Origin of the sequence: Novimethylophilus kurashikiensis (genome assembly GCF_003112435.1) — a bacterium.
GTDB lineage: Bacteria > Pseudomonadota > Gammaproteobacteria > Burkholderiales > Methylophilaceae > Novimethylophilus > Novimethylophilus kurashikiensis.
The window spans coordinates 319400-341691 of the sequence record NZ_BDOQ01000003.1 but is presented as its reverse complement, the minus strand read 5'-3'; the positions used below and the strand labels follow the sequence as shown (position 1 = coordinate 341691).

26 protein-coding genes and 3 tRNA genes are annotated in these 22292 nt (G+C 55.8%); 14 read left to right on the top strand and 15 right to left on the bottom strand.

The window, feature by feature from the left end; all coding sequences use genetic code 11:
- The first annotated feature begins 105 nt into the window (after nt 1-105).
- Both NMK_RS05180 and NMK_RS05175 read left to right on the top strand, forming a co-directional pair.
- The gene (locus NMK_RS05180) at nt 106-1182 is read left to right on the top strand and encodes a glycosyltransferase family 4 protein (RefSeq protein ID WP_109014691.1); all 1077 of its coding nucleotides are present in this window, start codon (nt 106-108) and stop codon (nt 1180-1182) included.
- Nucleotides 1175-3340 (top strand): amylo-alpha-1,6-glucosidase, encoded by a 2166-nt coding sequence (locus NMK_RS05175; protein WP_109014690.1) that lies wholly within the window; start codon nt 1175-1177, stop codon nt 3338-3340. The genes NMK_RS05180 and NMK_RS05175 overlap by 8 nt, the downstream gene beginning before the upstream one ends.
- A gap of 17 nt (nt 3341-3357) precedes the next feature.
- Here NMK_RS05175 and NMK_RS05170 read toward each other — a convergent pair whose 3' ends face one another.
- On the bottom strand, nt 3358-4713 hold the full coding sequence (locus NMK_RS05170; RefSeq protein ID WP_109014689.1) for an acyltransferase family protein: 1356 nt from the start codon (nt 4711-4713) through the stop codon (nt 3358-3360).
- Between the two features lie 123 nt (nt 4714-4836).
- On the opposite strand from NMK_RS05170, the gene NMK_RS05165 reads away from it, so the two are divergent.
- Nucleotides 4837-5898: an HDOD domain-containing protein gene (locus tag NMK_RS05165; RefSeq protein WP_181376172.1), complete on the top strand. Its 1062-nt coding sequence runs from the start codon at nt 4837-4839 to the stop codon at nt 5896-5898.
- A 134-nt stretch (nt 5899-6032) separates the two neighbouring features.
- Here the strand turns inward: NMK_RS05165 and NMK_RS05160 are convergent.
- The 3 genes from NMK_RS05160 to NMK_RS05150 all read right to left on the bottom strand — a co-directional run bounded on the left by NMK_RS05160 (nt 6033) and on the right by NMK_RS05150 (nt 6302).
- Nucleotides 6033-6108 (bottom strand) — tRNA-His (locus tag NMK_RS05160).
- Nucleotides 6109-6118: 10 nt separating this feature from the next.
- Nucleotides 6119-6195 (bottom strand) — tRNA-Arg (locus NMK_RS05155).
- A 30-nt stretch (nt 6196-6225) separates the two neighbouring features.
- Nucleotides 6226-6302, bottom strand: a tRNA-Pro gene (locus tag NMK_RS05150).
- Between the two features lie 82 nt (nt 6303-6384).
- Between NMK_RS05150 and folD the strand changes: the two genes are divergently transcribed.
- A complete protein-coding gene (folD, locus tag NMK_RS05145) occupies nt 6385-7251 on the top strand; it encodes a bifunctional methylenetetrahydrofolate dehydrogenase/methenyltetrahydrofolate cyclohydrolase FolD (protein ID WP_109014687.1) in 867 nt (288 codons plus the stop codon).
- Between the two features lie 12 nt (nt 7252-7263).
- On the opposite strand, the gene NMK_RS05140 is transcribed toward folD, so the two are convergent.
- Entirely contained in the window at nt 7264-8031 is a 768-nt protein-coding gene (locus NMK_RS05140; RefSeq protein ID WP_109014686.1) for an HAD family hydrolase, read from the bottom strand.
- A gap of 93 nt (nt 8032-8124) precedes the next feature.
- Between NMK_RS05140 and dksA the strand changes: the two genes are divergently transcribed.
- Complete coding sequence (dksA, locus tag NMK_RS05135) at nt 8125-8547, top strand: RNA polymerase-binding protein DksA (RefSeq protein WP_109014685.1); 423 nt, start codon at nt 8125-8127, stop codon at nt 8545-8547.
- A 117-nt stretch (nt 8548-8664) separates the two neighbouring features.
- On the opposite strand, the gene pnp is transcribed toward dksA, so the two are convergent.
- Together pnp and rpsO are read right to left on the bottom strand one after the other, a co-directional pair.
- The gene (gene pnp / locus NMK_RS05130; RefSeq protein WP_109014684.1) at nt 8665-10791 is read right to left on the bottom strand and encodes a polyribonucleotide nucleotidyltransferase; all 2127 of its coding nucleotides are present in this window, start codon (nt 10789-10791) and stop codon (nt 8665-8667) included.
- 87 nt (nt 10792-10878) lie between these two features.
- The gene (rpsO, locus tag NMK_RS05125; RefSeq protein WP_109014683.1) at nt 10879-11148 is read right to left on the bottom strand and encodes a 30S ribosomal protein S15; all 270 of its coding nucleotides are present in this window, start codon (nt 11146-11148) and stop codon (nt 10879-10881) included.
- Nucleotides 11149-11351: 203 nt separating this feature from the next.
- Between rpsO and rpsP the strand changes: the two genes are divergently transcribed.
- From rpsP to xerD, 6 genes are all read left to right on the top strand, one after another.
- Nucleotides 11352-11594, top strand: a complete 243-nt coding sequence (rpsP, locus tag NMK_RS05120; RefSeq protein WP_109014682.1) for a 30S ribosomal protein S16 — start codon at nt 11352-11354, stop codon at nt 11592-11594.
- A 39-nt stretch (nt 11595-11633) separates the two neighbouring features.
- Nucleotides 11634-12122 carry a ribosome maturation factor RimM gene (gene rimM / locus NMK_RS05115; protein WP_227871400.1) on the top strand — a complete coding sequence of 163 codons (489 nt, stop codon included), beginning with the start codon at nt 11634-11636 and terminating at the stop codon, nt 12120-12122.
- Between the two features lie 2 nt (nt 12123-12124).
- Nucleotides 12125-12877, top strand: coding sequence for a tRNA (guanosine(37)-N1)-methyltransferase TrmD (trmD, locus tag NMK_RS05110; protein WP_109015070.1), 753 nt, complete (start codon nt 12125-12127; stop codon nt 12875-12877).
- Between the two features lie 18 nt (nt 12878-12895).
- A complete protein-coding gene (gene rplS / locus NMK_RS05105; RefSeq protein ID WP_109014680.1) occupies nt 12896-13294 on the top strand; it encodes a 50S ribosomal protein L19 in 399 nt (132 codons plus the stop codon).
- A gap of 82 nt (nt 13295-13376) precedes the next feature.
- The gene (locus NMK_RS05100) at nt 13377-13853 is read left to right on the top strand and encodes a methylated-DNA--[protein]-cysteine S-methyltransferase (RefSeq protein WP_109014679.1); all 477 of its coding nucleotides are present in this window, start codon (nt 13377-13379) and stop codon (nt 13851-13853) included.
- Nucleotides 13825-14718, top strand: a complete 894-nt coding sequence (xerD, locus tag NMK_RS05095; protein WP_109014678.1) for a site-specific tyrosine recombinase XerD — start codon at nt 13825-13827, stop codon at nt 14716-14718. Before NMK_RS05100 ends, xerD begins: the two co-directional genes overlap by 29 nt.
- 74 nt (nt 14719-14792) lie before the next feature.
- On the opposite strand, the gene fabB is transcribed toward xerD, so the two are convergent.
- Nucleotides 14793-16010, bottom strand: coding sequence for a beta-ketoacyl-ACP synthase I (gene fabB, locus NMK_RS05090; RefSeq protein ID WP_109014677.1), 1218 nt, complete (start codon nt 16008-16010; stop codon nt 14793-14795).
- Between the two features lie 16 nt (nt 16011-16026).
- The gene (fabA, locus tag NMK_RS05085; RefSeq protein ID WP_109014676.1) at nt 16027-16542 is read right to left on the bottom strand and encodes a 3-hydroxyacyl-[acyl-carrier-protein] dehydratase FabA; all 516 of its coding nucleotides are present in this window, start codon (nt 16540-16542) and stop codon (nt 16027-16029) included.
- A 123-nt stretch (nt 16543-16665) separates the two neighbouring features.
- On the opposite strand from fabA, the gene NMK_RS05080 reads away from it, so the two are divergent.
- Both NMK_RS05080 and NMK_RS05075 read left to right on the top strand, forming a co-directional pair.
- On the top strand, nt 16666-17130 hold the full coding sequence (locus tag NMK_RS05080) for an FKBP-type peptidyl-prolyl cis-trans isomerase (RefSeq protein WP_181376171.1): 465 nt from the start codon (nt 16666-16668) through the stop codon (nt 17128-17130).
- A gap of 134 nt (nt 17131-17264) precedes the next feature.
- Nucleotides 17265-17381 (top strand): DUF3149 domain-containing protein, encoded by a 117-nt coding sequence (locus NMK_RS05075; protein WP_109014675.1) that lies wholly within the window; start codon nt 17265-17267, stop codon nt 17379-17381.
- A 21-nt stretch (nt 17382-17402) separates the two neighbouring features.
- On the opposite strand, the gene ubiD is transcribed toward NMK_RS05075, so the two are convergent.
- Nucleotides 17403-18869, bottom strand: coding sequence for a 4-hydroxy-3-polyprenylbenzoate decarboxylase (gene ubiD / locus NMK_RS05070; RefSeq protein WP_109014674.1), 1467 nt, complete (start codon nt 18867-18869; stop codon nt 17403-17405).
- A 114-nt stretch (nt 18870-18983) separates the two neighbouring features.
- On the opposite strand from ubiD, the gene NMK_RS05065 reads away from it, so the two are divergent.
- Nucleotides 18984-19415: an OsmC family protein gene (locus NMK_RS05065; protein ID WP_109015068.1), complete on the top strand. Its 432-nt coding sequence runs from the start codon at nt 18984-18986 to the stop codon at nt 19413-19415.
- A gap of 7 nt (nt 19416-19422) precedes the next feature.
- Here the strand turns inward: NMK_RS05065 and fur are convergent, their stop codons facing one another.
- From fur to NMK_RS05040, 5 genes are all read right to left on the bottom strand, one after another.
- Nucleotides 19423-19848 carry a ferric iron uptake transcriptional regulator gene (fur, locus tag NMK_RS05060; protein ID WP_109014673.1) on the bottom strand — a complete coding sequence of 142 codons (426 nt, stop codon included), beginning with the start codon at nt 19846-19848 and terminating at the stop codon, nt 19423-19425.
- Between the two features lie 53 nt (nt 19849-19901).
- Nucleotides 19902-20369, bottom strand: coding sequence for a transcription antitermination factor NusB (gene nusB, locus NMK_RS05055; RefSeq protein ID WP_109014672.1), 468 nt, complete (start codon nt 20367-20369; stop codon nt 19902-19904).
- Complete coding sequence (ribH, locus tag NMK_RS05050; RefSeq protein WP_109014671.1) at nt 20366-20815, bottom strand: 6,7-dimethyl-8-ribityllumazine synthase; 450 nt, start codon at nt 20813-20815, stop codon at nt 20366-20368. Before ribH ends, nusB begins: the two co-directional genes overlap by 4 nt.
- Before the next feature lie 7 nt (nt 20816-20822).
- On the bottom strand, nt 20823-21407 hold the full coding sequence (locus tag NMK_RS05045) for a phospholipase D family nuclease (RefSeq protein ID WP_109014670.1): 585 nt from the start codon (nt 21405-21407) through the stop codon (nt 20823-20825).
- Nucleotides 21408-21590: 183 nt separating this feature from the next.
- Complete coding sequence (locus NMK_RS05040; RefSeq protein ID WP_109014669.1) at nt 21591-22247, bottom strand: helix-turn-helix domain-containing protein; 657 nt, start codon at nt 22245-22247, stop codon at nt 21591-21593.
- Nucleotides 22248-22292 lie beyond the last annotated feature (45 nt).

Genomic DNA, 22292 nt, shown 5'->3' with positions numbered 1-22292 from the left:
GCACGTTTGCTTAAGCCGTGGATTGCTAGACTGGGGCTCAGGGTTGGCGAGCGGATCGGCTTAAGTCTCCTTCCGCTCACAAGCGAAACAAGGAGAACGTACCCCATGAGAATTGCACAGGTTTCCCCACTTTTCGAAAGCGTCCCGCCCAAGACCTACGGCGGCACTGAGCGCGTCGTTTCCTACCTGACCGAAGAACTGGTGCGGCAGGGCCACGACGTTACTTTATTTGCCAGCGGTGATTCGATCACTAGTGCCCGGCTCATCGCCACCGTTCCGCAGAGCATGCGCAGCGTGGGCGCAAGCACGAACGCCTACCTGGCGATGCAGACGGTGCAGATGGGGCAGGTGCTTGAAATGGCGCATGCCTTCGACATCGTTCATTTTCATACCGGCTTTGCGCACTTTCCGTCTGCAGCCCATCTCAAGACGCCCCACCTTACCACCGTGCACGACCGGCAGGATCTGGCGGAATACCGCCCGCTTTACCTCCAATACGATCAGGAACCGCTGATTTCCATTTCCAACAGCCAGCGCGCCGCTCAACCCAGCGCCTACTGGACGGACACGGTGTATCACGGGTTGCCGGAGGATTTGTTCGCTTTTTCGCCCAAGCACGAAGGCTACTTAGCTTTTCTGGGCCGCATCAGTCCCGAGAAGCGGGTGGATCGCGCGATTGAAATCGCGATTCGCTGCGAAACGCCGATATATGTGGCGGCCAAGGTGGACGGCGTGTACGAGGACTATTTCATGGAGCGCATCAAGCCCTTGTTATCACATCCGCTGGTGCATTTTCTCGGCGAGGTCGGCGGGGCGGATAAGTGGCGATTGCTGGCCCACGCGAAGGCGCTGCTGTTCCCCATCGATTGGCCCGAACCTTTCGGTCTGGTGATGATCGAGGCGATGGCTTGCGGTACGCCGGTCGTCGCCTACCGCAACGGAGCAGTGCCGGAGGTCATGGAGCACGGGGTGACAGGTTTTGTGGTGACGAATCAGGACGAGGCGGTGGCGGCGGCAATGCGCGTCGATGAACTGGATCGCCGGGTTTGCCGTGCCGCCTTCGAGCGACGCTTTACCGTGGAGCGGATGACCGAGCATTACTTGCGGGTGTACCACCGCCTGATGAACCGTCAGGCCAAGGTTGCCGACCTGCGACAAGTGGCGGGAGAACGCCATGGTTGAAAAAATCCGGCTGGAGGACAAATGGTACATCCTGGCCACATCGTCCCCGCCGGATGAGCGCCGGCGGGTTCTCAAGCACAACGATACCTTCGCCATGTTCGACCGTTTCGGCGATATCCAGTCCATTGGACTGGAGGATGGTCTTTACCATGGAGATACTTGTTTCCTCTCCCACCAAGAACTGTTAATTGAAGGTATTCGTCCACTGTTCCTGAATTCAACGGTCAAAGACGACAACGGTCTATTTATCGTCGAGCTGATGAACCCCGACCTGCATCCGCATGGCCGGAATGCCGTGGCCAAGGGCACGCTGCATATCTTTCGCGCCAAGCTGTTGTGGAACAACGCTTGTTACGAGCATATCCGGGTGGTCAATTACGGGCTGGAGCGTGTCAAGACCAAGGTAGAGCTGCATTTCGGTGCGGATTTCAAGGACATGTTCGAGGTGCGCGGTTTCGGTCGAACCCGGCGTGGGCAAATGCTGGAGCCGCAAGTCGACGAATCCGAGCTGACGCTGAGCTATCGAGGGCTGGACGACGTGATCCGGCGTTCCCACATCCTGCTCAACCCCATGCCTGAGAAGTTGAGCGCCAGCTGTGCCGAGTTTTGCCTCGATCTTGCGCCCAAGAGCGAAGCGCATCTTTACGTCACCATTGGCTGCGAGCAAGAAGGGGACTTCGACTTCGAGAGGATCGAGTATTTGTCGGCGTTCAAGTCTCTGAACGATTGCACCCAGCCTCGGCTTAACCGGCGCTGTCGGCTGGTCACATCCGACCCTTTGTTCAACCGCTGGGTGGAGCGCTCCAATGCCGATCTGGTGATGCTGACGACGTCGCTTAAGGACGGCGATTATCCCTATGCCGGTGTGCCGTGGTTTTCCACGACTTTCGGCCGCGACGGGATTTTGACAGCGTGGGAGTATTTGTGGATCGAACCGGCTTTTGCCAAGGGGGTGCTGGCATTTCTCGCTGCGCACCAGGCAACCGAGCACAACCCCTTGCAAGATGCAGAACCGGGCAAGATATTGCACGAGGCTCGCAACGGCGAGCTGGCGGCACTAAACGAAATTCCCTTCCGGCTTTATTACGGCACGGTGGATGCCACGCCATTGTTCGTGGCACTGGCTGGGGCGTATTACGAGCGTACGGGCGACCTGGCATTTATCCGCACCATCTGGCCCAACATCATAGCGGCGCTCAAGTGGATAGACGAATACGGGGATTGCGACGGTGACGGATTCATCGAATACGCCCGTCGCGGAGACCGCGGACTGGTGCAGCAGGGCTGGAAAGACTCGGACGATTCCGTTTTTCATCAGGACGGCCGCATGGCGGAGCCGCCCATTGCCCTATGCGAAGTCCAGGGCTATGTCTACGAGGCACGGTTGCATGCGGCGCGGTTGGCCCGCTTATTGGACGAGCCGGCGCTCTCGCTGGAGCTGGACGCAGCAGCTGTTCAACTCAAGAAGAAATTCAACGAGGCCTTCTGGTGCGATGAAATCGGCATGTATGCCCTTGCGCTGGACGGCCGCAAGCAGCAATGCAAGGTGGCTTCATCCAATGCCGGACACACCTTGTGGAGCGGCATTGCTACGCCGCGCCGGGCAGAGCGCATTGCCAAACGGCTGTTAGAAGAGGATTTTTTCTGCGGCTGGGGAATTCGTACTATCAGCAGCAATGAGTTGCGCTACAACCCCATGTCCTACCACAACGGTTCGATCTGGCCCCACGACAACGCAATCATCGCCGCCGGAATGTCACGCTACGGCTTTACCGACAAGGCGTTGAAGATATTCACCGGTATGCGCGAAGTTAGCCTCTACATGGACCAAAACCGGATGCCGGAATTGTTCTGCGGCTTCGAAAAGCGCCCTGACGAAGGCCCCACGCTGTACCCGGTTGCTTGCTCGCCCCAAGCCTGGGCTGCAGCCAGTGTGTTCTACCTCGTGCAGGCTTGCCTTGGACTTTCGTTCGATCCTCATAACCGACAAATCCTCTTCAAGCATCCCCAACTGCCGGATTTCCTGCAAAGCGTCGATATTCGTGGATTACCAGTCGGCAGTTCGACGGTGGATTTGTCGCTGCAACGCTATCCAAACAATATCGGTATCAATGTGGTTGGTAAGGACGGGAATGTTCAGATCGTGAATATCGCCTGATGGGTGTTTATGGATTTCTAAACGAGCTTGTTCGTCTTTTGAAAGCGCTTGGCACGTAACCATTCGGTCACTGCAGAAGTTCGTTCTAGCGCCGGTTTCTCAATCATGGAAAAACTGGCAAAGCTAATGCAAATAAGAACGGGCGTAAGGATGAAGATTGTGAACCAATGATGTAAAGGTTCGAGTGGAATTGCTCCTGCTTGACCTAATATATATCTGAAAGAAAAGAACAAAATGATGCCGTGTAACAAATATATGCTGTAGGCCATTTCACCTAAGGTCCGGGTGGCATGATGTGTTAACAACCCGAATAAGCTATTCCCTCCAGCGATAAGACTAAATGCGATAGCAAGAAACAATACTGGTGCTGTGCCGTGTGAAGACGGATACAAGGAAGCTGCAGCTGTAAGCGCTGCAAGAATGACCAGCGAGGCGCTGAAGCTTGCCGCTAGGCGACAGAAACCTGTATTCCTGACCAAGATCGACGCCAGGATGCCCCCGAGAAAAGATAAAAGGATATAACCATGAGGGTGCCAGTATGCATATGCCGCAACTCCCACCACCAGATAGGGAAGCGGCGCAATCTTTCTAGTGAAAATCGCAATAAATGGCAGTGAGAGATAAAAAAGCCATTCATGTTTTAGCGTCCAGGTTACCCCTGCAATCATCACTTTAGTGTTCTCGACTTGATTGATATCGGGCCCGCCTTTAATGGTAAAGGTAAGCCATTGCATGCATTCAACCATGATCTTGGGCCAGGGCTCATGCTGAATTCCTGCGGAGGCCAAAGCCACCAGGATGAACAGCAACATCATTGAAAAGAAATAAAGTGGCGTCAGGCGGAGGATTCTTGAGATATAGAGTTTTAACCAATCCATTTCTTTATTTCGAGAATCGAGGAGTTTTCCGAAGAAAAGGAATCCAGTAATCATAAAGAAAAGCAGCACGCTACTTTGCCCTAAGTGAACGTATAGCTGAGAGGGCGGTAATTTCCATTCTCCCGATCGCGAAAAGAAGTACCAGAGGCAGGCATGGTGAATAAAAACAGACAGCGCCAGAATCCCCCGTAACCCATCGATGCTTAAGTAGCGGCCTAGTGCTGGAGGTTTGCCAAAGCGCAGGGATAGCAGATGACAAGTCGTGAGTGCTAGAAATAAGCAAGCAAGGATCGGGAAGGGGCTGGTCGGATTCAAAAGGTTAAGCCAGTCTGATTTGTTTTTTAGTGAAAGCAGCGCCTCAATATTACCATTGTGCCTGCCGTGACATGGCAGGTAACGGCACATGGCTTGAAATGAGAAAAGTGATAGGATGAGCATCGGGCCATCCGAAAAATTAGGCTGGCGCAGGGCAGAAATATTTGCCCCGGATTCCATTCACTTCTGCGGGCAATTACTGTCATGATTACTTTTCTTGCTGTCATCAGCGCTGCCATTGTTCTTTTGGTTCTTGTCTCGCGCCGGAGCAAGGCTGAAGTCGGAGTGAAAGGGCAGCCAGGCTTGAATAAAACAGCCGAAATGCCGGTGCAGCCCAGCATGCAGCAACCCCTGTCTTCGCCAACTGTTTCCTCCGCTGAACCCCTAGCCTCTGTTTTGCCTGACCCTCGGCCTGTGCCAGAAGCTTTGCAAACGCTGAAATTGCAAACAGCCGACGTGTTGGATGGGGCCACTTTGCAATCCTTGATGGATCGCATCAGCAATATCCCACGGCCGCCGCGCTCCTTCGTCAAGATGGTTTCCGGCAATGCGCTCGCTACGGCGACGTCGGACGAATTGGCCGATCTGGTCATGAGCGAGCCGTTGATCGCTGCTAAGGTCATTGCCCGCGTCAATGCACCGCTGTATGGCTTGAGTAAGCCTGTGGTCAATGTGGGGCAGGCAATTACTTTCCTCGGCATGAACAACGTGCGTGCCATTTGCGTGCAGTATTTGCTGGAGGAGTCGTTCAAGGCTGATATCCCGCAGCGTCAGGCCATTTTCGACGATATCTGGACGTCCAGCGCCTTGGCGAGCGACCTGTGTTTCCGCCTCGCGCAGAAACTCAATTTGCCCAACCCTGGTGTTCTTTCGACATTGACCGTGCTGTCTTACATCGGCCATATCGCAGCAGCCTACTTGCTGCCTGCGAACGAGATCGAGGTATCTAAGGCTGATTTGGTTGAGCGCGTTCGGGTGGAGCAAGCCAGCTTGGGAATTGCGGCTGGTGAGATATCGCGCTTGCTGATGCTGGCTTGGGCGCTGCCGGACGAATTGGTCCAGACCGTATCCGGGATCGATCGCATGCTGTTCGCCGATGCGGATCAAAGCTTGGACTCGCATCGGATGGATTCAGCTGCGTTGTGCTATCTCAGTGCACGCTTGGGTGAGCGCTTGGCGCATGGCGATATTGCAGTGCCGCTTGGTATGGAGGCGGTGGATGCAGCCGGTGACGACTTTTTCCATCTCGCCCCACGGTTGCGTTCGGCAGCCTTCATTAAACTCCCGGAAGCATTGCAAGCCAAGGATTTGAACCTGGCGGTAGAAACGATGTTGGAAGGTGTTAGCGGCAGTGCACATTCCTGAACCAATGCATGTGGCCCAGGCTGATGCTTGGAGATTTGGTGACAAGTAAGTAGGAATTGCCATCAGATGCGGGACCTAGAGGGTTCCGCTTATCTCTGCATAACCAATGTGCGAGAGATTCTGAAGAAGATAGATGGGGTGGCTGATGGGACTCGAACCCACGACAACCGGAATCACAATCCGGGACTCTACCAACTGAGCTACAGCCACCACTGAAAACTGGCCTGCCCGACAGGAATCGAACCTGTAACCCCCAGCTTAGAAGGCTGGTGCTCTATCCGGTTGAGCTACGGGCAGATCGTCGGGCGATCTATGAAATCTTTATTCTGGTCGGGGTGGAGAGATTCGAACTCCCGACATCCTGCTCCCAAAGCAGGCGCGCTACCAGGCTACGCTACACCCCGAGGGCCGCAACTATAGCTAAATCGCCGGTGGGCGTCAAATGGAATCTGCTAAAATACCCTCTTTTATTCGGCAGCATTTCTCATGACGGCACAGATCATCGACGGCAAGGCTATTTCCGCTCAATTGCTGGAGGGCGTCAAGCAGCGCATCGCGCAGCGGGCGGCCAAGGGCTTGCGTGTGCCTTGCCTGGCGGTCGTGCTGGTGGGCGGCGATCCGGCCTCGACGATTTATGTGCGCAAGAAGCGGGAGAACTGCGAGGCGCTCGGCATGCGTTCTCTGGCGCACAACCTGCCTGAAACCACAACGCAGGAAGATCTGCTCGCTCTGATCGATCAATTGAATGCCGATGCTTCTGTCGACGGCATCCTCGTTCAGCTCCCGCTGCCGCAGCATCTTGATGCGACAGCCGTCATCGAACGCATCGATCCCGCCAAGGACGTGGACGGTTTCCATCCCTATAACGTCGGCCGCCTGGCGCAACGTATTCCTACGTTGCGGCCTTGTACGCCCAAAGGGGTGATGACGATGCTGGCGAGTTTGAATGTCGACCTCAAGGGTATGAATGCAGTGATCGTCGGCGCTTCCAACATTGTCGGTCGGCCCATGGCTATGGAATTGCTGCTGGCTGGATGTACGGTGACCGTATGTCATCGCTTCACCAAAGACTTGCCAGGCCTGCTGTCCAATGCGGATATCGTCGTTGCCGCGGCCGGCAAGCCGGGATTGGTGAAAGGCGAGTGGATTCGGCCAGGGTCCATCGTGGTCGATGTCGGCATCAATCGACTCGAAAGCGGGAAGATTTGCGGCGACGTGGAATACGAAACCGCCCGCGAGCGCGCTGGTTGGATTACCCCGGTGCCGGGTGGCGTAGGGCCGATGACGGTCGCCACCCTGATGGAAAATACCTTGGATGCCTTGGAGCAGCGCGAGGCTGCCGGTAAGGCTTAACTTTTCCTCAGATCACCCTGCCGTTGCGTTCATCCAGCGGCGAATTAGCTCGATGTCCAGGTAAGACTTCTCCGTGCGCTGGCCCGACAGCACCTTGAACGGTGCATCGGGCTCGCCCAGGTCACTCATTACGGCTAGGGCGCCTTCGAAATCATCTTTAGCCGTATAGTCGTTGATCGTCACCAGGGTTGGAATGCCTGCGCCGCGACTGGCTCGAATGCCGTTGCGCGAATCTTCGAAGGCTACGCACTCTTCCGGTGGCAGGTCCAATGCTTTTAGTGCCCATGAATAGATGTCAGGTGCAGGCTTTTTGGAAGGCACGATATCGCCCGCGGCAATTACTTCGAACCAGCTTTCCGCATCTTCGGACAAGCTGTGACGCAATAGGCCGCTGACGTTTTCAGGAGAAGTGGTGGTGGCGATGGCCAGCCGCAAGCCGGTGCTACGAGCTTCAGTCAGAAGGCGCTTGATGCCTGGGCGTAAAGGAATGCCGCCTGCTGCCAACAGTTCGGTGTAATGTCGGGTTTTGGTTTTATGCAGTTCGGCGACGAGGTCGTCGAAGTGCTGGGGCTTGACGTAATCCGGGCGGAACTCGTCGATATAATAGCGGATTCTCTCCTTGCCTCCGGTGACTGCCAGAAGCTTGCCGTAAAGCGCTTCGTCCCAATGCCAGTCGAGACCGAGATCCTCGAATGCTTGATTGAAAGCAGGCCTGTGGCCGTCGCGTTCGGTATCGGCCAGAGTGCCGTCCACATCGAACAAAAGTGCTTCAAGAGCCATGCTGGATTTATTTCCCATTCATCAGTAAACTTGCGCCTTCATTGATTTTTTGATACTGAGCGCTTCCTCTCACAGGGGAGCCGGATAATCGATATGCCAGAAGATATTTCCCGCCATTTCACTCCTTACGAGCCCAAGGCTGGCGAGGAGTATATGAATGGTCAGCAAAAAGATCATTTTCGCAAAATCCTAAATAACTGGAAAGCCGAGCTTTCCAACGATATCGACCGTACCGTGCATACCATGCAGGACGAAGTGACCATGTTTGCCGATCCCAACGATCGCGCAAGCCAGGAATCCGATATGGCGCTGGAACTGCGCAACCGCGATCGCGAACGTAAACTCATCAAGAAGATCGACGAGACGCTCGGCAAGATTGATGCAGACGAATACGGCTACTGCGAAAGCTGCGGTGTTGAAATCGGTTTGAAGCGCCTGGAAGCCCGTCCCACAGCAACCTTGTGCATCGACTGCAAGACGCTGGACGAAATCCGCGAACGCCAAGTCGCTAAATAACTCGTTGCTGGGCTAATTCGACAAAGCGATTTAGCTTGATACAAACAAAAAGGCCGGTTGCTTGCGCTTCCGGCCTTTTTGTTTTGGCCCGGCGTTGGCCGGGCCTGTCTTGCCTGATTACTGTTGCTCTGCAGGCGCAGCTTGCTCTTCGCGCGCCGGCGGATCGATCAGTGCCTTCATGGACAGGCGAACCTTGCCCTTGTCGTCCACTTCGATTACCTTGACCTTCACGATCTGGCCTTCCTTGAGGAAGTCGGAAACAGCGTTCACGCGTTGATGGGCAATCTGAGAGATGTGCACCAGGCCGTCCTTGCCAGGCAGCAGGGAGACGACGGCGCCGAAGTCCAGCAGACGCTGAACAGCACCTTCATAAACCTGGCCGACTTCAACTTCGGCGGTAATCGCAGCGATACGACGTTGGGCTTCTTCACCAGCTTCGGCATTGATGCAGCCGATCTTGATGGTGCCGTCGTCTTCAATATCAATAGTCGTGCCGGTTTCTTCGGTCAGTGCACGAATGACTGCGCCACCCTTGCCGATCACGTCGCGGATCTTCTCCGGGTTGATCTTCATGGTGATGATGCGCGGTGCGAATGCCGACAGTTCCTGGCGGGATTCACCCATGGCGCCCTTCATCAGGCCCAGGATGTGCATGCGGCCTTCTTGAGCCTGAGCCAATGCAACCTTCATGATCTCGGCGGTGATGCCGGTGATCTTGATGTCCATCTGCAGGGCGGTGATGCCGTTAGCGGTACCAGCCACCTTGAAGTCCATGTCGCCGAGGTGATCCTCGTCGCCCAGGATGTCGGTCAGCACGGCAAAGCGGTTGCCTTCCTTGATCAGGCCCATGGCGATACCGGCAACGTGCTCCTTCATCGGAACGCCGGCATCCATCAGTGCCAGGCAGCCGCCGCAGACGGAAGCCATGGAACTGGAGCCGTTGGATTCGGTGATTTCGGACACCACGCGGATGGTGTAGCCGAATTCTTCCTTGGAGGGTAGTGCTGCGATCAATGCGCGCTTGGCCAGACGTCCGTGGCCGATTTCGCGGCGCTTCGGCGTGCCCACGCGACCAGTTTCGCCGGTGGCATACGGAGGCATGTTGTAGTGCAGCATGAAGCGGTCGGCATATTCGCCTTGCAGCGCATCGATGATCTGCTCGTCGCGGCCGGTGCCCAGCGTGGCAACGACCAATGCCTGTGTTTCGCCGCGGGTGAACAGGGCGGAACCGTGGGTACGTGGCAGAACGCCGGTACGAATGCTGATGGGGCGTACGGTGCGAGTGTCACGGCCGTCGATGCGGGGTTCGCCATTCAGGATCTGGCTACGTACGACCTTGGCTTCCAGGCTGAACAGTGCATCCTTGATCTGATTCTTGCGGGCGGTGCTGGTTTCTTCCGTCACCAGTTCTGCCAGCACGCGGCTCTTGATCTCATCCAGCTTGGTGGAGCGAGCTTGCTTGGACTTGATCTTGTAGGCTTCGTTGAGGTCGTTGCCAGCCAGTGCCGTGAGTTGCTCGATGAGCGCTGTATCGGCTTCGGGCGGGGTCCAGTCCCAAGGTTCCTTGCCGGCCTCGGCAGCCAATTCGTTGATCATGTTGATCACGGCTTGCATTTCGGTATGGCCGTAAACGACGGCGCCGAGCATCACTTCTTCGGACAATTGTTGGGCTTCGGATTCAACCATCAGCACGGCGGTGTTGGTGCCGGCGACCACGAGATCGAGCTGGGTTTCCTTGAGTTCGGAGGCGGTCGGGTTGAGTACATATTCGCCGTTGATGTAACCGACGCGTGCTGCACCGATCGGGCCGTAGAACGGGATGCCCGAAATCGCCAATGCGGCGGAAGCGCCGATGATGGCGGGGATGTCGGAATCGATCTCGCTGTCGGACGACATCACGGTCGCGACGATTTGCACTTCGTTATAGAAGGCTTCGGGGAACAGCGGACGCAGCGGGCGGTCGATCAGGCGGGAGGTCAGCGTTTCCTTTTCGGAAGGGCGGCCTTCACGCTTGAAAAAGCCACCGGGGATTTTGCCGGCTGCGTAGGTCTTTTCCTGGTAGTCGACGGTCAGGGGGAAGAAGTCCTGGCCTTCCTTGACTTCCTGCTTGCCGACCGCACTCACCAAGACCACGGTGTCATCGAGGCTGACCAGGACGGCGCCGTCTGCTTGACGGGCGATTTCGCCGGTTTCCAGCGTCAGCGTGTGTTTGCCAAACTGAATCGATTTTTTGATTGGGTTCACGTTATTGTCCTTTGATAGCAAACAAGCCGATCAGACGCTGCGTTACCGCTGCGCCTGATCGGCTTGTTGATAAATGCAAAATGAAGCTTACTTGCGCAGACCAAGGCGCTCGATCAGCGAGCGATAGCGATCAGCGTTCTTGCGCTTCAGGTAGTCCAGCAGCTTGCGGCGTTGGCTCACCAGCATCAGCAGACCACGACGGGAGTGATGGTCCTTGGCGTGCGTCTTGAAGTGCTCGGTCAGCGTAGAGATGCGGCTGGTCAGCAGGGCAACCTGAACTTCCGGGGAACCGGTGTCGTTCTGGGCCAGCTGGTATTCGCCAACAATCTTGGCTTTTTCGGCGGTCGTAACGGACATCTTGACTCTCTCTTTGTTCTCTAAAATCTTGAGCCGGGCATTTTAACCTTATTGCTCTGGGCTTTACAAGCGGTTTTCGACTTTAATTTAATGCTGAGCTTGAACACACTATATAAAATAAGCATCGGTGCTTCTTGCCAAGTCGGACGAAAATCCAGTAGAATCCGCGCTTTTCCTTTTTCAGAACAAAGAGAAAACCGACCATGGTTATTATCAGACTTGCACGCGGCGGTTCCAAGCGCCGTCCGTTCTACAACGTAGTCGTGGCTGATTCCCGCAATCGTCGCGATGGCCGCTTTATCGAGCGCGTTGGTTTCTACGATCCGTTGGCTAAGGAAGGCGTTGAAGGTCTGCGCCTCAACAGCGAGCGTATCGCTTATTGGCAAGGCAACGGCGCGCAGCTTTCCGACTGCGTGGCTCGCCTGGTCAAGAACACCGCAGCCTAAGGCTCGGTCATTAAAGAGTTGGAGCAGCCATCTGACAAGATGGTGGTGATGGGGCGCATTGTCGCCCCATACGGCATTAAAGGGTGGGTGAAAATCCAGCCCTACACCGAAACGCTGGACAGCCTTTTCGATTACGAGCATTGGTGGCTTAGCGAAAAGGGCGGTTGGCGCGAAGGTGAGGTTGAAGACGCCAAAATCCACGGTGGCGTGATTGCTGCGAAGTTTGCCGGGGTTGAGGACCGCGACCAAGCCTTGGCGCTCAAGGGCAAGGAAGTCGGCGTTCCACGCGAGGACTTCCCAGAAGCGGACGAAGACGAGTACTACTGGTCCGATTTGGTCGGACTCAAGGTGCGTAACCAGCAAGGCGTCGAACTTGGCGTGATCGGCAGCCTGTTTGAGACCGGCGCGAACGACGTCATGGTCGTCGAAGGCGAGCGTGAGCGGTTGATCCCGTTTGTCGGGCAAGTGGTGCTGGAGGTCAATCTCGAAGCCGGCACGATGCTGGTGGATTGGGACGCAGACTTTTGAGCGTGCAGTTCGATGTGGTGACGCTGTTTCCGCCGATGTTTGACGCGGTCGGCAAGCACGGTGTTACGGCGCGCGCCTTGGACATGGGGTTGTACGGCCTCCACTTGTGGAACCCACGTGATTTCACCACCGACAACTACCATACCGTAGACCATCGGCCTTATGGCGGCGGTCCGGGAATGGTGATGATGGCGGAGCCGCTGGACAAGGCAATTGACGCAGCGCGACAACGTCAGCAGCAAGCCGGTATAGGCGAGACGCACGTGATTCACCTCTCGCCCCAGGGCCAACCGTTGACGCATGCCAAGGTCATGGAATTGACGGCTCGTCCGGGCCTGATTCTGTTGGCGAGTCGTTATGAAGGTGTGGACGAGCGCTTGATCCAACGCCAGGTGGATGAGGAAATCTCCATTGGCGATTATGTGCTCTCAGGTGGTGAGTTGCCGGCGATGGTGCTGATCGATGCGATCGTACGGCATATTCCGGGTGCGTTGAACGACGCCGATTCCGCGATTGAGGATTCATTCGTGGACGGCCTGCTGGATTGCCCGCACTACACGCGGCCGGAAATTTACGAAAACGAAGCGGTGCCCCCGGTGTTACTCTCGGGGCATCACGAAGCGATTCGTCGCTGGCGCTTGAAGCAAGCGTTGGCGCGAACACGGGCAAGGCGCCCGGACCTGCTGGAACATCGGCAGTTGACTAAAGAGGAGTCTCGGCTGCTCGCAGAGATCGAGCAGGAACAAGACTCGTAAAGCTAGGAAGGAAGTCCTATGAGCAACATCATCCAACAACTGGAACAGGAAGAAATCGCCCGCCTGGGTAAGACCATTCCCGCTTTCGCTCCCGGTGACACCGTTGTCGTGCAAGTGAAGGTGAAGGAAGGTAACCGCGAACGTCTGCAGGCTTATGAAGGCGTGGTCGTTGCCAAGCGCAACCGCGGCCTCAACTCCAGCTTCATCGTGCGCAAGATTTCTTCCGGCGAAGGCGTCGAACGTACCTTTCAGACCTACTCCCCGCTGATCGCCAGCATCGAGCTGAAGCGCCGCGGTGATGTGCGTCGCGCCAAGCTGTACTACCTCCGCGAGCGTTCCGGCAAGTCTGCACGCATCAAGGAAAAGCTGCCGAACCGCGTCAAGGAAGCTGCTGCAAGCGAAACCGCTGCAGAGTAATCGTCGCGTTTCATGCACGACTCAAAACCCGCGCTCGCAAGGCGCGGGTTTTTTATTGTCCGTCCTGCGGTAAGATAACCGGATGACCTACCAGGCTTGTTTTTCTGTTCCCCATACCACGCTCGGCATTCGTTGCAATGAGGATACGGTAACGGAAATCCTATTCCTGCCGCATTCGACACCAGCCTCTGCACCTACTAACGCCCTGGCTGAGAAGGTATGCCAGGCGCTGGATCGCTATTTCAATGACCCAACGACGCAATTCGATTTGCCGCTGGCAATTCGAGGAACACCTTTCCAGCAGCGCGTATGGGCGGCTATAGCAGCGGTTCCAGCAGGAGAGACGATCACCTATCGCGAACTTGCAGAACGTGTCGGTTCTGGTCCGAGAGCGGTAGCAAACGCCTGCGGTGCCAACCATTTCCCGATCGTGATTCCTTGCCATCGCATCGTTGCAACCAACGGATTGGGCGGATTTATGAGCGGCAGAAAGTCGGATTCCCTGGATATCAAACGTTGGCTGCTTGCCCATGAACGAAACGCAGCAAGCGCTGCTTGATCAATTCATCGATCATTTGTGGCTGGAAGACGGCCTTGCGCGCAACACGCTGGAGAGCTATCGCCGCGACCTGACGCAATTTGGTGAATGGATGGCGGAGCGTAAGCGCCCTTTGCAGCAAGTAGTCTTGGAAGACCTGCAGGATTATCTCGCGGTGCGCTCCGCGGCTACCAAATCGCGCAGTGTGGCCCGTCTCATCGCCAGTTTGCGGCGCTTCTATCGATATCTTTTGCGCGAAGGCAAGATCGATGCTGATCCCAGCTTGCTGCTGGATTCGCCCAAGTTGCCGCGCTCCCTGCCCAAGAGTCTGACGGAAGACGATGTGGTGGCGCTACTCAATGCTCCCAGTGATACCGAATTGCTGGGCTTGCGCGATCGTGCCATGTTGGAGACGCTCTATGCCACCGGGTTGCGCGTATCCGAATTAGTCAATCTGAAGGTGGCGGAAGTCAGTATCGGGGACGGTGTGCTGCGCGTGACCGGAAAAGGCAGCAAGACACGGTTAGTCCCGCTGGGCGAAGAGGCGTTGGATTGGCTAACGCGCTATATGAAGGAAGCGCGGCTTGCGATTCTGGATGGCCATATTTCCGACAGCATGTTCGTGACCCAGCGCGGCGGGGCAATGACGCGACAGGCATTCTGGTACCTCATTAAGCGCTATGCCACCAGGGCCGGTATTCACAAGGCGTTATCCCCGCATGTGTTGCGGCATGCCTTTGCGACGCATTTGCTCAATCATGGTGCTGATTTGCGCGTGGTGCAGATGCTGCTTGGTCATGCGGATATTTCTACGACGCAGATTTATACGCATGTCGCGCGGGAGCGGCTTAAACAATTGCATGCAACACATCACCCTCGTGGATGAAGTGCAGGATAAAAAGCAAAAAAGCCGGGGTGTTTCCCGGCTTTTTTGCTTTATTGCTAACAGCGTGCTTGGCGTTATTGCTTGTAACGCGAAAAAACCAGGCTCGCGTTCGTACCACCGAAACCGAAGCTGTTGGAGAGCGCTGTCTGAATATTGGCATTGTCGATTCGTTGGCGGACGATGTTCATCCCTTCCGCTGCCGGGTCGAGGGTTTCGATGTTGGCGGATGCGGCGATGAAATTGTTTTCCATCATCAGCAGCGTGTAGATGGCCTCGTTCACGCCAGCTGCGCCCAATGCGTGGCCGGACAGTGACTTGGTGGATGCGGTAGGCGGCACCTGATCGCCAAACACAGCACGGATTGCTTCCAGTTCCTTCACATCGCCAACCGACGTGCTGGTGCCGTGGGTATTGATGTAATCGATTGGGCCTTCAACGCCTTGCAGCGCCTGCTGCATGCAGCGCATCGCGCCTTCACCGGATGGGGCTACCATGTCATAACCGTCGGACGTTGCGCCGTAACCAACCACTTCGGCATAAATCTTTGCACCGCGTGCCTTGGCGTGTTCATATTCTTCCAGCACGAGGATGCCGCCGCCGCCGGAAATCACAAAGCCATCGCGGTCCGCGTCATAAGTGCGCGAAGCCTTTTCCGGGGTGTCGTTGTATTTGCTGGACAGCGCGCCCATGGCATCGAACATGAAGGATAGCGACCAGTGCTCTTCCTCGCCGCCGCCGGCGAATACGATGTCCTGCTTGCCGAGCTGAATCTGCTCTACACCTGCCCCGATGCAGTGAGCACTGGTAGCGCAGGCGGAACTGATGGCGTAATTGATGCCTTTGATCTTGGCGCCAGTGGCGAGGCAAGCCGAAATGCCACTGGTCATGGATTTGGTCACCATGTACGGGCCGACTCGACGCACACCCCTTTCGCGCAGCGTATCTACGCCTTCGACAATGCTTTCGTGCGAGGCCCCGCCCTGGCCGACGATCAAGCCAGTGCGTACATTGGATACCAATTCTTCTGGCAAGCCGGCGTCGGCGATGGCTTCCTGCATGGCAACCCAGGTGTAAGCGTGGCCCTTGGCCATGAAGCGCATGAGCTTCCTGTCGATGAGCTCTTCGACATTGAGCTTGACCGAACCGGCAACCTGCGAGCGCAGGCCGCGCTCGGCATATTCCGGCTGAAAGGTGATGCCGGAGCGGCCTTCGCGAAGGCTGCCCAGTACTTCCTCTTTGTTATTGCCCAGGCTGGATACAATGCCCATCCCGGTGACGACGACGCGACGCATTTCCACGTCCTCCTACTTAAAAATTATCCGTGCGAGTGAAGAGTCCGACGCGCAAGTCTGTAGCCGCATAAATCTCGCGTCCGTCTACTTCCATACGCGCATCGGCGATACCCATGACTAATTTACGCATAATGACGCGTTTCATGTCGATGTGGTAGGTGATTTTTTTTGCTGTAGGCACCACTTGGCCCGTAAATTTTACTTCACCGGCGCCCAGCGCGCGGCCGTGTCCCGGGCCACCCATCCAGCCCAGAAAGAATCCAACCAATTGCCACATGGCATCGAGCCCGAGGCAGCCCGGCATGACAGGGTCGCCTTCGAAATGGCAGCCAAAAAACCAGAGGTCCGGCCGAACATCCAGTTCCGCGACGATGTTGCCTTTATCGTATTTACCACCGTCTTCGGTGATGGAAACGATCCGATCGAACATCAGCATCGGAGGGAGGGGTAATTGCGCATTGCCCGGACCGAACATTTCGCCGCGGCCACAAGCAAGCAGCTCCTCAAAGGTAAAGCTGTTTTTTTTCTGCATTGGAAAAAATTGCGGGGGAAGTAGACTAATATGAAATCATAACCAACTGTGCCGATTGGCACAATTGCGAAGTTACCTGAACTTTCGGGTATGATCGCCACTTTCTGCTTTGGAGCAAACCCCATGAAGAAAAAAGTGTTTGTTGTGATCGGCTGCATTTCCGCTCTGGTGGCGGCTGTGGCCGGTTATAACGCTGTTGCCGACACCAATGTCAAGGATAAACCTGCAATGAAACAAACCATCAACGAACTCGAGACCATCGACCAGAAAGTCGGCGATGGCAAAGAGGCTTTTCCTGGTACCAACGTCAAGGTGCACTATACCGGTTGGTTGTACGATCCCAGCAAGCCGGAAGGTCACGGCACCAAGTTCGATAGCTCGGTAGATCGCGGAGAGCCCTTCATGTTCTTCCTCGGTGGTGGCCAGGTCATCCGCGGATGGGACGAAGGCGTTGTCGGCATGAAAGTCGGCGGCAAGCGCACGCTGATCATTCCGTCCCACATGGGCTATGGTGCGCATGGCGCGGGCGGTGTGATCCCGCCCTATGCGACGTTGATTTTCGACGTGGAACTCTTATACGTTCAATAAGTTACTACCGTTATAAAAAAGCCCGGAGAGAGTATCAGCTTCCGGGCTTTGTCTTTTCTGGAATAGGGTCTTTACAAAATGGCTTCGGGGCGTAAAATGGGACTTGCTTATCTTTTTAACGAAGGAGATTTGCTATGTTGGACGTCCTGTTTAAAACACCCGTAGGTCTGATGAGCATCCTGACCGTGACGGGGACCATGGTCGTTGTTTCGTTCTGGTTGTATTTCATTTTCAAAAAACACGACAACTAAAAACGAGAATGTCCTTGTGGGTCAGTCCAGTCCGAGGCTGCCCCACAAGTTGTCCACCCGCTGCTTGATCTCCTCGGACATGGCAATGGCCTGCCCCCACTCCCGATTCGTTTCGCCCTTCCATTTATTCGTAGCATCAATGCCCATTTTGCTGCCCAAGCCTGAGACCGGGCTGGCAAAGTCGAGGTAGTCGATAGGCGTGTTTTCGGCGATCAGGGTATCGCGTGCCGCGTCTACCCGGGTCGTCAGCGCCCAGACAACTTCTTTCCAGTCGCGGATATCCACGTCGTCGTCAGTCACAATGATGAACTTGGTGTACATGAACTGTCGCAAGAAGCTCCAGATGCCGAACATCACGCGCTTGGCATGGCCGGGGTACTGCTTGCGAATGCTGACCACGGCCAACCGGTAGCTGCAGCCTTCGGGCGGAAGATAAAAGTCGATGATCTCCGGGAACTGCTTTTGCAGCAGCGGAACAAAAACTTCGTTGAGTGCGACGCCGAGGACTGCCGGTTCATCCGGAGGTTTGCCCGTATAGGTGCTGTGATAAATCGGATCGCGCCGCATGGTGATGCGGGTAATGGTGAAGACAGGAAAACGGTCGACTTCGTTGTAATAGCCGGTATGGTCGCCGAAGGGGCCTTCCAGTGCGGTTTCGTCCGGTGCGATATGGCCTTCGAGCACGATTTCCGCTCCCGCCGGGACGTGCAGGTCGTTGCCCAGGCATTTCACGATTTCGGTCTTACCGCCGCGCAACAGGCCCGCGAATTGGTATTCCGATAAGGTATCCGGTACGGGGGTCACTGCGCCCAGGATTGTGGCCGGATCGGCCCCTAATGCCACTGCAACCGGGAAATTCTCGCCCGGATGCGCCAGGCACCAATCGCGAAAATCCAAAGCGCCGCCGCGATGTGCCAGCCAACGCATAATGACCTTGTTACGGCCGATCACCTGCTGGCGATAAATGCCGAGGTTCTGACGTTCCTTATGCGGCCCTTTGGTGACTGTCAGGCCCCAGGTAATCAGCGGTCCGGCGTCTCCAGGCCAACAGGTCTGGATCGGTAGGCGGGCGAGATCGACGTCGTCACCCTCCAATACTACCTCCTGGCATGGCGCGCTTGAAACCACCTTGGGTGCCATGTCGAGGATCTTCTTGAACTTGGGCCACTTCTCCCACGCATCGCGGAGCCCTTTCGGCGGTTCCGGTTCCTTCAAGAAGGCCAGCAGCTTGCCCACATCGCGTAGCGCTTCTACCGATTCCTCGCCCATGCCCAAGGCAACGCGGCGGGGGGTGCCGAATAAATTGGCCAGTACGGGAATTGTATGGCCCTCAGGATGCTCGAACAACACGGCCGGTCCGCCGGACTTGAGCACGCGATCGCAGATTTCCGTCATTTCGAGGCGTGGGTCGACCGTGACGTTGACCCGGCGCAATTCGCCCAGTTGTTCCAATTGTTGGATGAAGTCACGTAGATCGCGGTATTTCATGGAATGACCTAATTGCGGGATGAGGCTGATTGTAGCAGTGCAACGGGCATGATTTGCATGCGGATTGGCGGAACCGCTACACTGCTAGATTCATTTTGAGGAGAGATGGGCAGCATGAAAGCGCGAGTGAAGTGGGTTGAGAACGTATGTTTCATGGGCGAATCGGAAACCGGGCATGCGGTTGTCCTGGATGGCGCGCCGGAGATGGGCGGACGCAATCTCGGCATGCGACCGATGGAAATGCTGCTGATCGGCATGGGCGGCTGTACTTCTTTCGACGTGGTGACCATCCTGAAGAAATCGCGTCAGGCGATCAGCGATTGCGTGGCAGAGATCCAAGCGGAACGTGCCGACGAGGTGCCAAAGGTGTTCACCAAGATTCACGTTCACTTCGTCGTGAAAGGTCGTAATCTCAATCCCGTACAGGTTGAACGCGCAGTGAAACTCTCAGCCGAGAAGTATTGCTCGGCTTCGATCATGCTGGGGAAAACGGCTGAGATCACCCACGATTTCGAAATCGTGGAAGAGACAGACCAAGTGGACTAATCGACGTTTAATCCTTGTACGGGCAGGGCTGCTTGGTGCAGTCGGCGTAAATGTGCAGGGAATGATCGTGTATGGAAAAGCCGCGCTCAGTCGCGGCTTTTTTCTGACGGGCTTCAATCTCTTCGTCATAGAACTCTTCAACCCGGCCGCACTGCAAGCACACGATATGGTCGTGGTGGGTACCGTGGTTGAGCTCGAACACGGCCTTGTCGCTCTCGAAGTGATGGCGCACCAGCAAGCCGGCTTGCTCGAACTGGGTCAGCACACGGTAAACGGTCGCCAAGCCAATATCCTCGCCACTGGTCAGTAGCATGCGATACACGTCTTCAGCGGACAAATGGCGCTGCTCGCTGCTTTCAAACAACGAGAGCACCTTAAGGCGCGGCAACGTCGCCTTCAAACCTGCATTCTTGAGTTCTTGGGGTTCGGACATGGCTTGCAATATAAACCGAAAATGCGCCGCTGCACACTAGGGCCGAAACAGGGTTAAGACTTGGGCGCGGGGCGTCGCTTCTGAATCTCTTCGGGGCGCAGGTCGGCTGCCAAACGATCCAGCACGCCGTTGACGTACTTGTGACCGTCTGCGCCGCCATAGCGTTTTGCCAATTCAATGGCCTCGTTGATGGCGACACGATAAGGGATGGACATATCGAACGCCAGTTCATAACCAGCGATGCAGAGGATGGCGTGCTCGATGGGGCTGAGTTCCTCGATCTTGCGATCGATGAATTGGGCGATCTTGGCATCCAGTCCGGGCAGGTTTTCCATTACGCCGTTGATCAACGTCTTGCAATACGCCTGGTCTGCGTGCAAATAAGTACTGTCCTCGGTCATGCCGCGCAAGATATCGCTGGTGCTGTTGCCGCTCAGGAATTGCTGGTAAAGCCCTTTGAGCACCAGTTCGCGCGATAACCGGCGGTTGCGGCCGGGTTTGACATCCTGTTCCGTGGTCATATGCACCTCAGAAGATTGATCATTTCGATCACTACTTGAGCTGCTTCTGCACCTTTGACGGACATGCGAGCCAGCGCCTGGTCGTCGTTCTCGGTGGTAAGGATCGCATTGGCGACCGGGATGCCTGTTTCCAGTTGAACTTCGGAAACGCCGCGTGCCGATTCGTTGGAGACCACTTCGAAGTGGTAGGTCTCGCCGCGAATAATCGCGCCCAATGCGATGAGGCCGTCAAACTTTTCGCTTAACGCCATCTTTTGCAGGATGAGCGGGGTTTCCAGCGCGCCGGGGACGCTTGCCAGGGCGATGTCGTCTTCGGCTACACCGAGCTTGCGCAACTCGGAAGTGCAGGCGCTCAAGAGCCCGTCACCGATATCGGAGTTGAAACGCGACAATACGATGCCGATGCGCATGCCTTTGCCGTCCAGGTTTTGATCGATTTCTCTCATAGCTATCTCAATGTAATCTCAAAGGTTGGGAGTGTACAAGATGCGCCTGCCAATTGCGGACGTAATCGTCGGCGAGTTTCTCGCTGCCACTCAAAAAAACCATGTTTTCTGCGTTTTTATTCTGTGCTGCCTTGGTGAAGTTGAACGAACCGGTGATCACCGTGGCGGAAGTCGTCCCGGCGTCGATGATCACGATCTTGTTGTGCGCGATCTGATGCACGCCGTCCAGCCATACCGGAACACCGGCCGAGGCCATTCGCAAAATCTGTCCGCGTTCCATTTTCTCCGCATCGCCCTGGTCGGCGATGACCTTCACCTCGACTCCGCGTCGTTGCGCGTCGATCAAGGCCTTGGCGATGCCGTCGTGCGTAAAGGAATAAGCTTGGACCAGCACTTGTCGACGTGCGTTGCGAATGGCATCGGAGATCTGGCCGGCAACGTTATCTCCGGGCGTGAATGCTGCGCGCGCACTTACTTGAGTGGTGGGGTTCGCGGTTTGGCCGATGTGTAAATCGAAGGCCTTTGCAGGCGCAATTGCCAGCGAGGTCAAGAACGCAAGTAATGTAATTAAAGAATGCTTGGGGATTTTCATGCTTGTTTCGGTGCACTACATGGGCTGTGTGGCAAGAGGCAAGGTGCGAGACGCTCGTCTTTGTCACGATTTCTGCTGGGATTCGGGTGCGAAGTGTTGCCTACACAGTATAGGGTTGTCAACCAATCAAGCCTATGGCCGCTTAGGTAGCAACTATTGAGAAGAGGGATGCTGGGTATGTCCTTATATATCCTCGTTCATTTCCTCGTTGCTAGCAGCGTCGTAATGAGTGATGGAGAGAAAGCGGGTCGGCAGCTGGTGCATTTTCTCCGGACGATGCGGAATTTCGCCTCGAAAAGTCAGCGAGTCTCCCGGCTCCATGACAAAAGTCTCGTCTCCCACGCGATATTCCAGTACACCTTCCAACATATATAGGAACTCTGTTCCCGGGTGTTCGAAGGCAGGAAACTCTTCCCCCGCCTCTTCTAATGTAATCAAGAATGGCTCGAAGGACTTTTGTGGACCCTGGTCGTAGGCCAGCAGGTGATAGGTGTGGCCGATCTTGGTTCCGCGGCGCACCACTTCCAGCCCTTGCCCTTTCTTGACCAGCTGTGCGCCGTTTGATGGCGCGTTATATCCCCGGAATAGGCGCGAGAGCGTTACACCTAATGTATTTGCGAGTTGTTCGAGCGTCTCCAGGCTGGGGGAAGTCACACCATTTTCGATCTTGCTCAACATGCCTCTGCTGATGCCGGCACGCTCCGAGATTTCAGCAATCGTCAGTCCGTGTTCCTGGCGCAGTTGGCGAATCGTGTTCCCGAGATAGCGATCCAATGGGTTCGCCTGTGCTTCTGCCTGAGCAACATTGTCTGCGGTTTGTAACGTTTCGACGGCATTCATGGCTTATTTCTTGAGCCTCGTAAGTTTCATAACTCCTTCAGTCTA

What these genes read in the sequence shown, in the direction of transcription:
- NMK_RS05180 (WP_109014691.1), top strand. Translation starts at nt 106, where the DNA reads ATGAGAATTGCACAGGTTTCCCCACTTTTCGAAAGCGTCCCGCCCAAG.
- NMK_RS05175 (WP_109014690.1), top strand. Translation starts at nt 1,175, where the DNA reads ATGGTTGAAAAAATCCGGCTGGAGGACAAATGGTACATCCTGGCCACA.
- NMK_RS05170 (WP_109014689.1), bottom strand. Translation starts at nt 4,713, where the DNA reads ATGGAATCCGGGGCAAATATTTCTGCCCTGCGCCAGCCTAATTTTTCG.
- folD (WP_109014687.1), top strand. Translation starts at nt 6,385, where the DNA reads ATGACGGCACAGATCATCGACGGCAAGGCTATTTCCGCTCAATTGCTG.
- NMK_RS05140 (WP_109014686.1), bottom strand. Translation starts at nt 8,031, where the DNA reads ATGGCTCTTGAAGCACTTTTGTTCGATGTGGACGGCACTCTGGCCGAT.
- dksA (WP_109014685.1), top strand. Translation starts at nt 8,125, where the DNA reads ATGCCAGAAGATATTTCCCGCCATTTCACTCCTTACGAGCCCAAGGCT.
- rpsO (WP_109014683.1), bottom strand. Translation starts at nt 11,148, where the DNA reads ATGTCCGTTACGACCGCCGAAAAAGCCAAGATTGTTGGCGAATACCAG.
- rpsP (WP_109014682.1), top strand. Translation starts at nt 11,352, where the DNA reads ATGGTTATTATCAGACTTGCACGCGGCGGTTCCAAGCGCCGTCCGTTC.
- rimM (WP_227871400.1), top strand. Translation starts at nt 11,634, where the DNA reads ATGGTGGTGATGGGGCGCATTGTCGCCCCATACGGCATTAAAGGGTGG.
- rplS (WP_109014680.1), top strand. Translation starts at nt 12,896, where the DNA reads ATGAGCAACATCATCCAACAACTGGAACAGGAAGAAATCGCCCGCCTG.
- NMK_RS05100 (WP_109014679.1), top strand. Translation starts at nt 13,377, where the DNA reads ATGACCTACCAGGCTTGTTTTTCTGTTCCCCATACCACGCTCGGCATT.
- xerD (WP_109014678.1), top strand. Translation starts at nt 13,825, where the DNA reads ATGAACGAAACGCAGCAAGCGCTGCTTGATCAATTCATCGATCATTTG.
- fabB (WP_109014677.1), bottom strand. Translation starts at nt 16,010, where the DNA reads ATGCGTCGCGTCGTCGTCACCGGGATGGGCATTGTATCCAGCCTGGGC.
- fabA (WP_109014676.1), bottom strand. Translation starts at nt 16,542, where the DNA reads ATGCAGAAAAAAAACAGCTTTACCTTTGAGGAGCTGCTTGCTTGTGGC.
- NMK_RS05080 (WP_181376171.1), top strand. Translation starts at nt 16,666, where the DNA reads ATGAAGAAAAAAGTGTTTGTTGTGATCGGCTGCATTTCCGCTCTGGTG.
- NMK_RS05075 (WP_109014675.1), top strand. Translation starts at nt 17,265, where the DNA reads ATGTTGGACGTCCTGTTTAAAACACCCGTAGGTCTGATGAGCATCCTG.
- ubiD (WP_109014674.1), bottom strand. Translation starts at nt 18,869, where the DNA reads ATGAAATACCGCGATCTACGTGACTTCATCCAACAATTGGAACAACTG.
- NMK_RS05065 (WP_109015068.1), top strand. Translation starts at nt 18,984, where the DNA reads ATGAAAGCGCGAGTGAAGTGGGTTGAGAACGTATGTTTCATGGGCGAA.
- fur (WP_109014673.1), bottom strand. Translation starts at nt 19,848, where the DNA reads ATGTCCGAACCCCAAGAACTCAAGAATGCAGGTTTGAAGGCGACGTTG.
- nusB (WP_109014672.1), bottom strand. Translation starts at nt 20,369, where the DNA reads ATGACCACGGAACAGGATGTCAAACCCGGCCGCAACCGCCGGTTATCG.
- ribH (WP_109014671.1), bottom strand. Translation starts at nt 20,815, where the DNA reads ATGAGAGAAATCGATCAAAACCTGGACGGCAAAGGCATGCGCATCGGC.
- NMK_RS05045 (WP_109014670.1), bottom strand. Translation starts at nt 21,407, where the DNA reads ATGAAAATCCCCAAGCATTCTTTAATTACATTACTTGCGTTCTTGACC.
- NMK_RS05040 (WP_109014669.1), bottom strand. Translation starts at nt 22,247, where the DNA reads ATGAATGCCGTCGAAACGTTACAAACCGCAGACAATGTTGCTCAGGCA.